Here is a 13,404-nt window from a genome sequence, read left to right as displayed (position 1 = left end):
ATTGCCGGAATGACGATGGTTTAACCACTGCTGGAATGACAAATGAGATATGCGTTGCTGAAATGAGGAGCAAGCGGCCCTGCACCATCACCCTTGAGAAAACCCAAACACAGTCACCCTTGAGAACCCCCAAACACCGTCACCCTTGAGAACCCCCAAACACCGTCACCCTCGAGATCTTTTATCGAGGGTCTGCTGTTAATTCTACAAACCAAAGCAGGTTCCGGCTCAAAAGCATTGCCGGAATGACGATGGTTTAAACACTGCTGGAATGACATGAGATATGCGTTGCTGAAATGAGGAGTGAGCGCCCCTGCGCCGTCACCCTTGAGAAACCCCAAACACAGTCACCCTTGAGAACCCCCAAACACGTCACCCTCGAGATCTTTTATCGAGGGTCTGTTTTAATTCTACAAACCAAAGCAGATTCCGGCTTAAAATCGTTGCCGGAATGACGGTGGTTTAAACACTGCTGGAATGACAAACAAGATATGCGTTGCTGAAATGAGGAGTGAGCGCTCCAAACACCGTCACCCTCGAGAAACCCCAAACACCGTAACCCTTGAGAACCCCCAAACACGTCACCCTCGAGATCTTTTATCGAGGGTCTGTTTTAATTCTACAAGCCAAAGCAGATTCCGGCTCAAAAGCATTGCCGGAATGACGGTGGTTTAACCACTGCTGGAATGACGAATGAATATGGAAATAATGGGGTCAGTGTTAATTTAAACGTTGGAAGCTTTACCTGTCAGGTTATGCACTACTTGATTAGCACTTCCGCGCCACTTTAACGCGGGGTCTGCTAGTGATTGCTCAAACTTGCCATCAATCAGCACATCAATATACTTAACCACTTGCTGTTGAGCGTCTGACAGTTCATCCAGTTTATAGCCAGTCCATAACCAAATATCTTTGCCAATGCATTCTGTTTTAACCCGCTTCACTAAACGTAATATGGCTTCAATATTTGCTGGATGAAGTGGATCACCACCGCTTAATGACAAACCTCGTCGCTTAATACGGGTGTCGTTTAGCTCTGCAATAATTAAATCTTCGAGGGTTTGCGTAAACAAATGCCCAGCATCAACACGCCACGTAGACTGGTTATAACACCCTTTGCAAGCGTGTTCACAGCCGCTAACGAACAAGGTGCAACGTGTGCCCTCGCCGTTAACAACATCGACACTGTGATAAGAGCTATAATGCATTATAGGTGCTTCACTCTGCGTTTAACTTCTTCTTGCTTACCGTAGTTAAACGGTCTGGCATCTGGGCTACCTAAATATCCACAAACTCGACGTGTTACCGACACACGACTTGGCTCGTGGTTGCCACATTTGGGGCACACAAAACCTTTACTGGTACAGTTAAACTCACCTAAATAGCCACAGTCGTAACATTCGTCAATAGGTGTGTTTGTTCCGTAATAAGGCACTCGGCTATAGCTGTAGTCCCAAACATCTTCTAATGCTTCAATGTTATGCTGCATGTTCGGATATTCACCGTAGCAAATAAAGCCGCCATTAGTAATTGAAGGATATGGCTGTTCAAAATCAATTTTATCGAACGGATTAACTTTCTTTTCTACATCTAAATGGAAGCTATTTGTGTAGTAACCTTTGTCGGTTACTCCTGCAATAACACCAAATTCTTGAGTGTCTAAATTACAAAAACGGCTACATAAATTTTCACTTGGCGTACTATATAAACTGAAGCCGTAACCTGTTTCTTTTTTCCACTCTTCAGTGTGTTGCTTTAAATATGCAACAACGTCGACCGCTTTTTGGCGTAATGTTTGATCATCAAACACATGCTTTTCAGTGCCATACAATGCATTAATGGTTTCGTGTAAACCAATATAACCTAATGAAATTGACGCACGGCCGTCTTTGAAAATTTGGCTAATATCATCATCAGCTTGTAAACGTACACCGCATGCGCCTTCCATATATAAAATGGGTGCAACACGTGCCTTAACCCCAACTAATCTGGCAATACGCGTATCTAACGCTTTGCGGGCTAAAGTTAGTTTTTGGTCAAGCAAGGCATAAAACTGCTTTTCATCACCCTTAGCTTCAATGGCTATGCGAGGCAAGTTTAAGCTAACAACACCTAAATTATTTCTTCCTTCATGAATTAACTCACCATCTTGCTCGTAAGTCCCTAAAAATGAACGACAGCCCATTGGGGTTTTAAACGAACCCGTTACGTTAACCACTTGGTCATAATTTAAAATATCTGGATACATGCGCATGCTGGCACACTCTAAAGCCTGACGCTTAATATCATAATTGCTATCTTCAGCTTTATGGTTGATGCCGTCTTTAATAGCAAATACCAGTTTAGGGAATACCGCTGTTTTGCGATTTTTACCTAAGCCTGCTTTACGCACTGTAAGAATAGACTGTTGAATTAAACGCGATTCCCAAGACGTGCCTAAGCCAAAGCCAAAGGTAACAAACGGCGTTTGGCCATTAGCAGTATGTAAGGTGTTAACTTCGTACTCTAATGATTGGAAAGCGTCATGACATTCTTTTTCAGTCTGAGCAGTAGCAAACGCTTTAGCATCAGCAATTTGCCACTTTTGGGCAACGGCTAAATGCTTTTGATAACTCTTTTGTACAAATTCAGCCAGAACTTCATCAATACGGTTAATCGTGGTACCACCATAAATATGGCTAGCCACTTGAGCAATAATTTGTGCTGTAACCGCTGTGGCTGTTGAAATAGATTTTGGGGTTTCAATTTCAGCGTTACCCATTTTAAAACCGTGAGTTAACATGCCTTTAAGGTCAATCAACATACAGTTAAACATTGGGAAAAACGGTGCATAATCTAAGTCATGGTAATGAATGTCGCCACGTTCATGGGCGTCTACCACATCTTTAGGTAATAAGTGAGTTTTGGCGTAATGTTTAGCCACAATCCCAGCAAGTAAATCACGCTGAGTAGGAATCACTTTGGCATCTTTATTGGCGTTTTCATTCAACAAGCTACTATCGCTTTGTTCAACAAGGCCTCTAATTTCACGGTTAAGTTTGCTTTTGGTTTCACGGCTCACATCACGATCGTGTCGATACTCAATGTAATGACGGGCAACTGATTTGAACGGCCCTTCCATTAAAATATTTTCAACAGCATCTTGAAGTTGGCTAATTTCAACTTCAGTTTGACCTTTAAACTGCTCTTCAACCACAACAGCTAACGTATGTGCGTAATCAACATCTAGCTGTCCTGCAGATTCCATCGCAGCAATAACCGCACCTTTAATTCGGCTACTGTCGAAGCCAGTTCGACAACCATCCCTTTTTATAACAACTAACATGAGTTACTCTCCAAGTATCACCAATACCTATATATCGGTACAACAAACAACCTAAACACTATATGTAGTGTATTAAGCGTGAAAACCATCAATCACGCTTTGATCTAGATCATTTTTTTAGACCCTAGAGAGCAGTAAAAATTATTTGTGTCGACAGCCCCAATGATCTCAACATTAGGACTTGACCCAGTATAAAAAGCTGGATATGGAAGATGAAAATAATCAGTCTGCCAGCTCCGCATTGATGAGGTGAGCAATATCTAAAACGGCTTGTTTACCCGCTGCAATAGCTTCTTCTGCGCGATGAAATTCCATGGTGCCGATATCAGCAACTTTAGGGTTAATACAAATATCAGGCGGGTCGCCCATCAGTCGCGCACGCTTATGTCGTTGCTCTAAAATATCCATTGATTGCGACATGACCGCTAAAATACCAGGGTTAGACTTACTTCCCACAGCAAATTTATCGGTTAAGCTGGTGATGTAATCTTTGCCTTTACCTAATAAGTCCATAAAGCCCGCATCTTGATGCTGTTCTTTTACATCATCAGCAGTGTATGGGTCATTACTATTCACTTGCTGAGGTAACACTTGTAGTTGTTTGCGTTTATAACCATTTAAGTCAACGGCAATCACAATATCGACATCTAGCGAACGACATAATGATACTGGAACAGGGTTAACAACTGCTCCATCAACTAACCAGCGGCCATTATGTTCAACCGGAGGTAAAAAGCCCGGCATTGAGCAAGATGCGCGTACAGCATTGCGTAACAAGCCTTCTTTAAACCAAATTTCTTGACCGGAATATAAATCGGTAGCTACCGCGGCAAAAGGTTTATTCAATTCTTCAATGTTAATAGAACCAATGCGAGACGACATCACATCAAACACTTTTTCACCACTAATTAAGCCGCCTTTACGCCAACTTATATCCATTAAACCAATCACATCCCAACTTGAAAAACCGGTTACCCAAGCTTTCAATTCAGCTAAATTATCATTGGCATAAGCAGCCCCTACTAACGCACCTACAGAGCACCCAGCAATTTTGTCGGGGTAAATACCTAACTCAGCTAACCCTTCAAGCACACCAATATGCGCCCAGCCTTTAGCTGCACCACTGCCTAACGCAAGTCCAATTGTTGGTTTTTTTACACCTGAAGAAACGGTTTCTGCCATGGGTACTCCTATTAAACCTGAACTATGGATAACAACTGTTATTGATGAACATCAATATTGATCAATAGCATAATCAAGCACTGTGCTGTTGGCTATAGTCAATTTAAACCGCTATAATATCGGGCTATCATTTTTTAGGGGATCCACCTTTGCAGTTTTCTGATTTTTCGCTTGATAAACGTTTACTCGATACGTTGAAACATATGGGCATAACTGACCCAACTGAAGTTCAACAACAGGCTTTACCTATCGCACTTGCAGGTAAAGACTTGATGGCTTCATCAAAAACCGGTTCGGGTAAAACATTGGCTTTTTTATTGCCAGCGATGCAAAGAGTGATCTCCACTAAAGCTTTGTCTAAAAAAGACCCTCGGGTATTAATTTTATTACCCACTCGAGAATTGGCTCAACAAGTCTATGCTCAACTTCGCTTATTAGTGGCAAACACTCAATATAAAGCGATGAGTGTATTAGGCGGTGAGAACTTTAATGACCAAGCAAAAGGCCTAGCTAGAGACCCACATTTTATTGTGGCTACACCTGGGCGTATTGCCGACCATTTAGCACAACGTCATTTATACCTAAACGGCTTAGAGTTACTGGTGTTAGATGAAGCAGACCGAATGCTCGACTTAGGTTTTGCACCGCAACTTAAAGCCATTAACGATGCTGCGGATCATAAACGTCGCCAAACATTAATGTTTTCAGCTACGTTAGACCATAAAAGCATTAATGATATTGCTGCTACGTTATTAAAAACCCCTAGCCATGTTGCCATTGGTGCCAGCTATTCGGAGCACAAAGACATTGAGCAAAAAATGTTTTTTGCTGATCATTTAGATCATAAGCAAGCAATACTAACTCATATTTTAAAGCAGCCTGAAAACAAGCAAACCATTGTATTTACAGCAACGCGTGCAGATACAGAAAGACTGGCAACTCTATTAGCCAAAGAAGGCTTTAGCACCGCGGCATTAAGCGGTGATTTAAAGCAGTCAGCCCGTAACCAAATTATGGACCAATTTAGTCGAGGCCAGCAGCAAGTATTAGTCACAACCGATGTGGCCTCTCGTGGTTTAGATTTAGTTAACGTGTCATTAGTGGTTAACTTTGACATGCCAAAATTTGCAGAAGAATACGTTCACCGTATTGGCCGTACAGGTCGTGCCGGCGCAAAAGGTGTTGCGGTGTCATTGGTTGGCCCTAAAGACTGGCAAAGCTTTTTACAAGTACAATTATTTTTAAGAAAAGAATTTCAGTTTAGCGCAATTGCAGAATTGCCCGCTAAGTTTTCAGGTTTAACCGCCAAAGCCACTAAAACGGGTGTTAAAGCTAAAAAACAAGCTAAACCCGCGGCTAAAGCAAAAACTAAAGCGAAAGCAAAACCTGCAGCCAAACGCGATAAACGCTTTATTACAGGGGTTGATATTGGCGATGCACCTATGCGTAGAAAAGCTAAACCCGCCCCTATTATCGAACAAAATAGCAATGATAGTGAAGACTAATCACTGCAATGCCATTGAAATACAGTAAGGATTAACATGAAAGTTTGTGGTGTAGAATTAAAGGGTGGCGAAGCCATCATCAGCTTACTTAGCTATGAAGGTGAAACCTTCAATGTACCAAGTTGTCGTCAAGTGTCATTCGCTGTTTCTCAATCAGAAACGACCGAAGCCATTCGTGAGTTCCATTTTGCTTTTCACAAGTTAATGGAAGACTATAAAGTAGACCAAATTGTGGTTATTCAACGTGAGCAAAAAGGCAAATTAGCCGGTAGTGCCACCAGCTTTAAATTAGAAGCGGCGATTCAAATAACTGAGCTACCGGTGGTGATTTTGTCACCTGTAACCATTAAAGAGCAGTTAAAACGTAACCCGCCAATGGTTGACTTTGACTCACTAGATTTAAAGCGTGTTCAAAGAAATGCCTTCGATGCGGCTTATGCTCACCATAATCGTCTTATTTTCAAAAAGGATTAATGCCTTTTATTCGCGCTATCAAACACGGTTAACCGTTTGATAGCGCGTTCATTATCTTATTATGCCAAAAAGATTATCAGCCCCACCTATCATGCCCACTAAGTCGGCAAGCCAAGCATTAAAACCTAAAACTGACTTAAGCCAGCTACTCACCAGCTCAGACATTCAAAAGCAACAAAGCCAACGTAGTCCACTAAGGTACTTAACTGGTTACCCTGCTGAACTTATTGATAAAATTGCGACTCTTGTTGATAACAAAAAACTTGGCGAGCATTTTTTACAACGATATCCCACAGTGCATGATATTAAAACTGATAAAGCACTGTACGAGTTAGCAATGAATTATAAACATAACTATATGCGTCAATCTGACCCATTATCGAAAGTTATTTTTGACGACAAAATTAATCTAAGCCACCACGCATTAGGGCTACATACTTATGCAAATCGTCGCCAAGGTCATAAAGTTAAAGCCAAAAACGAAATCCGCATTTCATCAAGATTAAAACATATTCCTTTAGCATTATTACAAATGGTAGTGGTTCATGAATTGGCGCATTTACGCGAAAAAGAGCATAACAAAGCCTTTTACCAGCTATGTACGTTTATGCTGGCCGATTATCATCAGTTGGAATTTGATATGAGAGTGTGGTTAGTGGCAGAAGAAGTGGGATTATCGCCTTATTAAAATGATTTTTATCAATTACTTATAACCTAGGCTGGCTTTGGCTAAGGTGCTTAAGTCATAAAGCAGATCCTCGATAAAAGATCTCGAGGATGACGGTGCTGGGGTAGCTCAGGGGACGGTTCCATTGTCATTCCGGTAAGGATGTAACCAACGTCATTTCAACAAGGCTATAATCATTGTCATTCCGATAAGGCGGTAACTAACGTCATTCCGGCAATGCCTTTGAGCCGGAATCTGTATTATTTATTTCATCTAAAAGCAGATCCTCGATGAAAGATCTCGAGGATGACGAGAGTTCTGGTCATTCCGTCAAGGCTGTAATCACCGTCATTCCGGTAAGGCGGTAACTAACGTCATTCCGGCAATGCCTTTGAGCCGGAATCTGTATTGTTTATTTCAGCTAAAAGCAGAACCTCGATAAAAGATCTCGAGGATGACGAGAGTTATGGTCATTCCGACAAGGCTGTAATCACCGTCATTCCGATAAGGCGGTAACTAACGTCATTCCGGCAATGCCTTTGAGCCGGAATCTGTATTATTTATTTCATCTAAAAGCAGATCCTCGATAAAAGATCTCGAGGATGACGAGAGTTATGGTCATTCTGTCAAGGCTGCAACTAACGTCATTCCGGCAACGCTTTTGAGCCGGAACCTGCTTTGGATTGCCTAAATAAACCTTTCGAGCATAGCTGTTATGGAAGGCAACTTATCCTAACTCCATCATCATTTTACGACTGCGAACAATCGATTGGAATTCCGATAACTTCTGTTTCGGTAAGGTTTTCGCTTCTGTAATATTGGCTTTCATTGGGTCAATTGGACGACCATTTACATGAAATTCGTAATGTAAATGCGGCCCTGTTGAAGCACCAGTATTACCCGATAAAGCAATTAATTGGCCGCGCTTAACTCGCTGGCCTTTTCGAACTTTGAACTTTGATAAGTGTAAGTAGCGTGTTTTTACTTTATTGTCGTGCTCAATAACCACGTACTTGCCCGCAAATGCATGGTTTGCGACTAAGGTAACAACACCGTCACCTGGGGCGACGACTGCCGTACCCACAGGTGTAGCAAAATCAGCACCATTATGTGGACGTACACGTCCGGTGATTGGATGTTTGCGTTTAGGGTTAAACCTTGAGCTTAAACGGTAGTTTTTCTTAAGCAGAATACGCTGAAAAGCAGGCGCTAAACTTTGGCCTTTTTCATCATAGTAGTTGCCATCACTAAACTGGAACGCACTGATGTTACGTCGCCCGGTGTGAATTTCAACCCCTTCAACATTGGTATTGCCCGTTGATACTCCTTCAATAAACTGATCGTTCATCAAAACTGAAAAGGTATCGCCAGCTCTGAGTTCTCGAGCAAAATTAAGTTTGTGTTGCTTGCATCGCTCAATGTGATGGTCTGTAATTGAATTAAAGTGTTCCAGAAAAGTCCACACTCATATTTATGTAACCAAGATAGCTTTTATTACTTGATATAACCGTTAATTCTCTGGTTAGTTGAATTTATAATGATCATGCCGTGACAGCCACTTGTAATAAAACCCTTTAAGGGTTGACAAACCATGCTTATAAAGTTAACCATATAGTGCAAATAAGGAAATTGGCTCTGTTGTAGAAAGGACTCTATCAGAAAAATATAAAGTTATATCCTTTGATTATTCCTTTGGTAAAACCCTCCTTCCTTTATTTTGGCTGTACAAAACCTAATCGACAAAATACAAAGGAATTATTTTGAAAACCTATATAAATTGATCTGCTTTAATTAAACAGGACACTTTAATAATGGAATATAATCCAATTATTGAGGTGTTAAATGACAAAACGAACAAATAGAAGTTACACGGCAGAATTTAAACAAGAAGCCGTAGCATTGGTAACCGAGCAAGGTTATAGCGTACCAAAGGCAGCAGCGTCTTTAGGTATCACAGATAAGTTACTTTATAACTGGAAACTAAATTTGAAGCAGAGCAAGATGGAGCCAGTTTAAATGCGGATGAACGAGCTGAGCTGTTAAGGCTACGAAAGGAAAACAAAGAGCTAAGGATGGAAAAAGAGATACTAAAAAAGGCCAGCGCCCTCCTGCTCAAGGAAACCAAGTAACGTTTAAAACGATTAAGCAGTTATCTTCGGTATTTCCCGTAGTTAAGCTCTGTAAAGTGATGAAAGTAAGTCGCAGTGCTTATTACGCTTGGCTCAAACGGCCAGCTAAAATAATCACAGTAAAGCAACTGAATTTATACCGACTGGCAAAGCGTTTCTTCGAGAGAAGTAGAAATAGCTTGGGCTATCGGGAACTTGGAAAGAAGTTACGCAGAGAGGGCTTTAACGTCAGTGATTATGGCGTGCAAAAGTTAATGGCAACACTTGGTTTAGTTGTTACTCAACGAGTAGCTTACAAGGTAACAACCAAACGTAAGCACAGTGATGCCGTTGCTGATAACCTGTTGAATCAGAACTTTAATCCTGTGGCTCCAAATCAGGTATGGGCTGGTGATGTGACGTACCTCAGAACTGGCGAAGGTTGGGTGTATCTAGCTATCGTTATGGATTTATACTCACGTCGTATTGTTGGCTGGCATATTGATAAACGGATGACTGCTGACTTGGAAAGTAAATCGATGATGAAAGCTTATAACTTACGCCAGCCACCAAAAGGCTTAGTATTTCACAGCGATAGAGGCTCACAATATACCAGTAAGCATTATCGAAAACTGTTAGCCAAATATGGGATTAGGGCGAGTATGGGGGACGTTGGTGCGTGTTGGGATAACGCTGTTGTAGAAAGATTCTTCGGCAGCTTAAAACATGATTGGTTGTTGAAAGTCCCACAACCAAATCGTGAGCATATGAGAAATGATGTGACGGCGTATATGCGCTATTACAACTTAGAACGACTTCATACAGCTAATGGTGATCTGTCGCCAGTAGACTATGAGCAAAGTTCCTTAAGAAAAGTGTCCTGATTTAGTTGCGCAGAACACATCTCGTCAAATTTGTCTAGAAAATGTTGAAGTTCGGTATACAACTTGTAAGGCACAAGCTAGTAGTGACTATTCGACATTCTTATCTACGACCTGTAGTGGGGAAGGCAGTGTTTCAATGAATGGTGGTACACCTGTCTTTAATGGGACTATTTCTATCGACCAATATAATCAATGTAAAGACATCGCTGAATCTAGAAGGAATAATCAAATAGATGTTTGTGCAGTTGGTAAGGCTACTCAGACAACATCTTGCCCTTAATGTATTTTTATAGGTAATTTATGAGATATTTTAATAAAAAGGTGATTTTAGGTGGGGGGGTACTCTGTTTGGTTTGCTACACCTATTTCAGTCAAAACCGATTGTCATATTCTGATGCAGAACATTCGGTAGATAGCAGTAAACCTTATTTAGGCGAAGGCATTAATGTCAAAAAAAGTTTGACGACGGATAAAATATCTACAAATTCGACCGAGGGTGAAAGTGAACAGATTTCGACACCCAAACCAGCGAATCTGCAAGTACAAGTAAAAGATGTGTCTCAACTAAAGAAATATTCTGATGATTGGTGCATTGCAGATATAGAATTAAATGAAGAAGACTTGAGATATGCTAATGATCAAGTGAATGATTGGAATGTTTTTCAAGGTAAAGCTAGAATTAAAAGCCCTAATTCATCTTATGCAGAGGAAGTAGGTTACCCCAATAATAACCTGATTATATCCTACGAAGAGCTACCGTTAGAAGAGTTGAGAGAATTGGCTGTTAACGGTGATAAGTGGGCGATGGTTGCTTATGTACAGAACCCTTTTGCGGATAATAAAACTAAAGACGAGATAGCCAAGGAACTTTTAATTATAGGGGCTTCTCATTATGCTCTAGAGCAGCTAGTTCTTAGTTCTATATCTTCTGCTAAGACTAGTTATCGCAAAGCAGGCGAAGTAAATCAAGAGACTCTTGATCACATTGTAGAGGCAGTGAAGTACGTTTACTGGGGGGCGCAGAACTATAACTTTGGAGGGGTTGGGCCTTTTATTTCTAATGTTTCGCGAGAGCCGCTAAAATCTAACCTACCTATGGAACTTTTATTACCTCTCATGGAAGATAAGATCAAAAGTAGCTATCAGGAGCTTGCTTCTTGGGTTGATATTGAGCGTCAGGAGCGTGGTATAAATATACCGGATGTATCAAAAGCTGTAAAAAATGAATACGCAAAGAACTTAGCGATAAGAAAACAACTGTCTAGCAATGAAATAAAACTTTTAAGTAAGTTAGATATTACTACTGATAATGTTTTTGGTAATAGTTATTGTGTAACTCAATACTTAGCTAACCTGAACAATCAATTAAACTGAGTAAATGTAACCAGTCACTAGGGTCTGTTGAGTTTTGAAGCTTGTTTTGCCGCCCTTTGTGGTAAATTTATACAAGATAGAGATTTTGACATGTATCTGGCCTACATAAAAAACCGATAACGTAGTAGAAATAAACCACAAAGGCTGCCCGAAGGCTTCGGCTAGAATCGTTTTATGCTGGCCGATTATCATTAGTTAGAGTTTGATATAAGAGTATGGTTTGTGGCAGAAGAAGTTGGATCGTCGCCATATTAAAGTGATTTTTATCAATTGTTTATGACCTAGACAGTTTTTTGGGCTAAGGTGCTTAAATCATAAAGCAGATCCTCGATAAAAGATCTCGAGGATGACGGTGCTGGGGGGCGGTTCCATTGTCATACCGGCAAAGCGGTAACTAACGCCATACCGGCAAGGCTGCAACTAACGTCATTCCGGTAATGATTTTGAGCCGGAACCTGCTTTGGATTGCGTTAAATAAACCTTTCGAGCATAGCTGTTAAGGAAGGCAACTTACCCTAACTCCATCATCATTTTACGGCTGCGAACAATCGATTGGAATTCCGATAACTTCTGTTTCGGTAAGGTTTTCGCTTCTGTAATATTGGCTTTCATTGGGTCAATTGGACGACCATTTACATGAAATTCATAATGTAAATGTGGCCCTGTTGAAGCACCAGTATTACCCGATAAAGCAATTAATTGTCCGCGTTTAACCCGCTGCCCTTTACGTACTTTGAATCTTGATAGGTGTAAGTAGCGAGTTTTTACCTTATTGTCGTGCTCAATAACCACGTACTTACCGGCAAATGCATGGTTTGCAACTAAGGTTACAACACCGTCACCTGGGGCGACGACTGGCGTACCCACTGGCGTGGCGAAATCGGCACCATTATGTGGACGTACACGACCGGTAATAGGATGTTTGCGTTTAGGGTTAAACCTTGAGCTTAAACGGTAGTTTTTATTCAGTGGAATACGCTGGAAAGCAGGCGCTAAACTTTGGCCTTTTTCATCATAGTAGTTGCCATCACTAAACTGGAACGCACTGATGTTACGTCGCCCGGTGTGAATTTCAACCCCTTCAACATTGGTATTGCCCGTTGATACTCCTTCAATAAACTGATCGTTCATCAAAACAGAAAAGGTATCTCCCGCTCTCAACTCTCGGGCAAAATTAAGTTTGGTTTTGAGTAAGTTTTCAACTTTGGCAATTTCAGCAGCACTCAAACCCGCCGCCTTAGCTGACAAGTAAAAAGAGCCATTAATTTCTCCACCGATAATACGATTTTGCCAAATACCTTCAATGTTGATGTCTTCAACCCCAAATGTCCCATCATCAAAGCGAGTAAACACTACTTGATGAGCAGGATTAAAATACAACTCCATTTTGGCTAAATTGCCGGCTTCATCATCCCAAAATTGAATAGTGTTACCGGGTAATAAAGTATCTAACGCTAAAACCTCTAAATCAGCCTCAAGCACTTTATACATGGTTTTCTGGTCAATACCTGCCATTTCAAACAGCTTACTTAAGGTATCGCCCTCTTGAATAACATGATTAAGAATAGGAGCGGGTTCTTCATAAATGTCAGCTTGTGGCACTGAATCATTTAGATCGGGTATCAATGTCTCTAAATCTAATGCTACTGGAATACGTTGTACTGAGAACTCTTGCGGAGTTGGCCAAAGTAAAGCGGCTCCGACGAGCAATGTGCTCGCCATTAATACTTTTTTATGAAAATTAGGCAGGTTACTCAACCGCGCCATTGGCTTTTGAAAGCCAGATAATTTACTTGTTAACAATCGTCGTTCCGCCTAGGTAAAATGTTATTTGCCTGTATTGTTTTTTCTCATTTTCAGCAAATTATCAAAAGAGTGCTAAAAC

Annotated in this window: 8 protein-coding genes and 2 pseudogenes; 5 read left to right on the top strand and 5 right to left on the bottom strand. The window is 41.0% G+C overall.

Annotated features, from left to right (window positions below):
* Nucleotides 1-725: 725 nt before the first annotated feature.
* From nrdG to rssA, 3 genes are all read right to left on the bottom strand, one after another.
* Entirely contained in the window at nucleotides 726-1,208 is a 483-nt protein-coding gene (nrdG, locus tag L2672_RS12085; protein WP_248996106.1) for an anaerobic ribonucleoside-triphosphate reductase-activating protein, read from the bottom strand.
* On the bottom strand, nucleotides 1,208-3,325 hold the full coding sequence (nrdD, locus tag L2672_RS12080; protein WP_248996105.1) for an anaerobic ribonucleoside-triphosphate reductase: 2,118 nt from the start codon (nucleotides 3,323-3,325) through the stop codon (nucleotides 1,208-1,210). Before nrdD ends, nrdG begins: the two co-directional genes overlap by 1 nt.
* A 222-nt stretch (nucleotides 3,326-3,547) precedes the next feature.
* Nucleotides 3,548-4,507, bottom strand: a complete 960-nt coding sequence (gene rssA, locus L2672_RS12075; protein WP_248996104.1) for a patatin-like phospholipase RssA — start codon at nucleotides 4,505-4,507, stop codon at nucleotides 3,548-3,550.
* A gap of 149 nt (nucleotides 4,508-4,656) precedes the next feature.
* Between rssA and L2672_RS12070 the strand changes: the two genes are divergently transcribed.
* From L2672_RS12070 to L2672_RS12060, 3 genes are all read left to right on the top strand, one after another.
* Nucleotides 4,657-6,012 carry a DEAD/DEAH box helicase gene (locus tag L2672_RS12070; protein WP_248996103.1) on the top strand — a complete coding sequence of 452 codons (1,356 nt, stop codon included), beginning with the start codon at nucleotides 4,657-4,659 and terminating at the stop codon, nucleotides 6,010-6,012.
* A 36-nt stretch (nucleotides 6,013-6,048) separates the two neighbouring features.
* Complete coding sequence (locus tag L2672_RS12065; protein WP_248996102.1) at nucleotides 6,049-6,486, top strand: DUF3010 family protein; 438 nt, start codon at nucleotides 6,049-6,051, stop codon at nucleotides 6,484-6,486.
* A gap of 61 nt (nucleotides 6,487-6,547) precedes the next feature.
* On the top strand, nucleotides 6,548-7,174 hold the full coding sequence (locus tag L2672_RS12060) for a M48 metallopeptidase family protein (RefSeq protein ID WP_248996101.1): 627 nt from the start codon (nucleotides 6,548-6,550) through the stop codon (nucleotides 7,172-7,174).
* Between the two features lie 706 nt (nucleotides 7,175-7,880).
* Here the strand turns inward: L2672_RS12060 and L2672_RS12055 are convergent.
* Nucleotides 7,881-8,573 (bottom strand): annotated as a pseudogene (locus L2672_RS12055) (peptidoglycan DD-metalloendopeptidase family protein); the annotation flags it as partial.
* Between the two features lie 422 nt (nucleotides 8,574-8,995).
* Between L2672_RS12055 and L2672_RS12050 the strand changes: the two are divergent.
* Both L2672_RS12050 and L2672_RS12045 read left to right on the top strand, forming a co-directional pair.
* Nucleotides 8,996-10,145, top strand: a pseudogene (locus L2672_RS12050) (IS3 family transposase).
* Nucleotides 10,146-10,445: 300 nt separating this feature from the next.
* Nucleotides 10,446-11,519 (top strand): hypothetical protein, encoded by a 1,074-nt coding sequence (locus L2672_RS12045; RefSeq protein ID WP_248996100.1) that lies wholly within the window; start codon nucleotides 10,446-10,448, stop codon nucleotides 11,517-11,519.
* A gap of 510 nt (nucleotides 11,520-12,029) precedes the next feature.
* On the opposite strand, the gene L2672_RS12040 is transcribed toward L2672_RS12045, so the two are convergent.
* Nucleotides 12,030-13,322 (bottom strand): peptidoglycan DD-metalloendopeptidase family protein, encoded by a 1,293-nt coding sequence (locus L2672_RS12040; RefSeq protein WP_420833160.1) that lies wholly within the window; start codon nucleotides 13,320-13,322, stop codon nucleotides 12,030-12,032.
* Nucleotides 13,323-13,404 lie beyond the last annotated feature (82 nt).

It is taken from the genome of Shewanella gaetbuli, from assembly GCF_023284065.1.
Taxonomy (GTDB): domain Bacteria; phylum Pseudomonadota; class Gammaproteobacteria; order Enterobacterales; family Shewanellaceae; genus Shewanella; species Shewanella gaetbuli.
The sequence above is the reverse complement of the archived record's forward strand: the minus strand, read 5'-3'. Positions and strand labels throughout refer to the sequence as shown.

Bases quoted from the DNA above. Each gene is read 5' to 3' on its own strand.
- nrdG (WP_248996106.1), bottom strand. From the start codon at position 1,208: ATGCATTATAGCTCTTATCACAGTGTCGATGTTGTTAACGGCGAGGGC.
- L2672_RS12060 (WP_248996101.1), top strand. From the start codon at position 6,548: ATGCCAAAAAGATTATCAGCCCCACCTATCATGCCCACTAAGTCGGCA.
- rssA (WP_248996104.1), bottom strand. From the start codon at position 4,507: ATGGCAGAAACCGTTTCTTCAGGTGTAAAAAAACCAACAATTGGACTT.
- nrdD (WP_248996105.1), bottom strand. From the start codon at position 3,325: ATGTTAGTTGTTATAAAAAGGGATGGTTGTCGAACTGGCTTCGACAGT.
- L2672_RS12045 (WP_248996100.1), top strand. From the start codon at position 10,446: ATGAGATATTTTAATAAAAAGGTGATTTTAGGTGGGGGGGTACTCTGT.
- L2672_RS12065 (WP_248996102.1), top strand. From the start codon at position 6,049: ATGAAAGTTTGTGGTGTAGAATTAAAGGGTGGCGAAGCCATCATCAGC.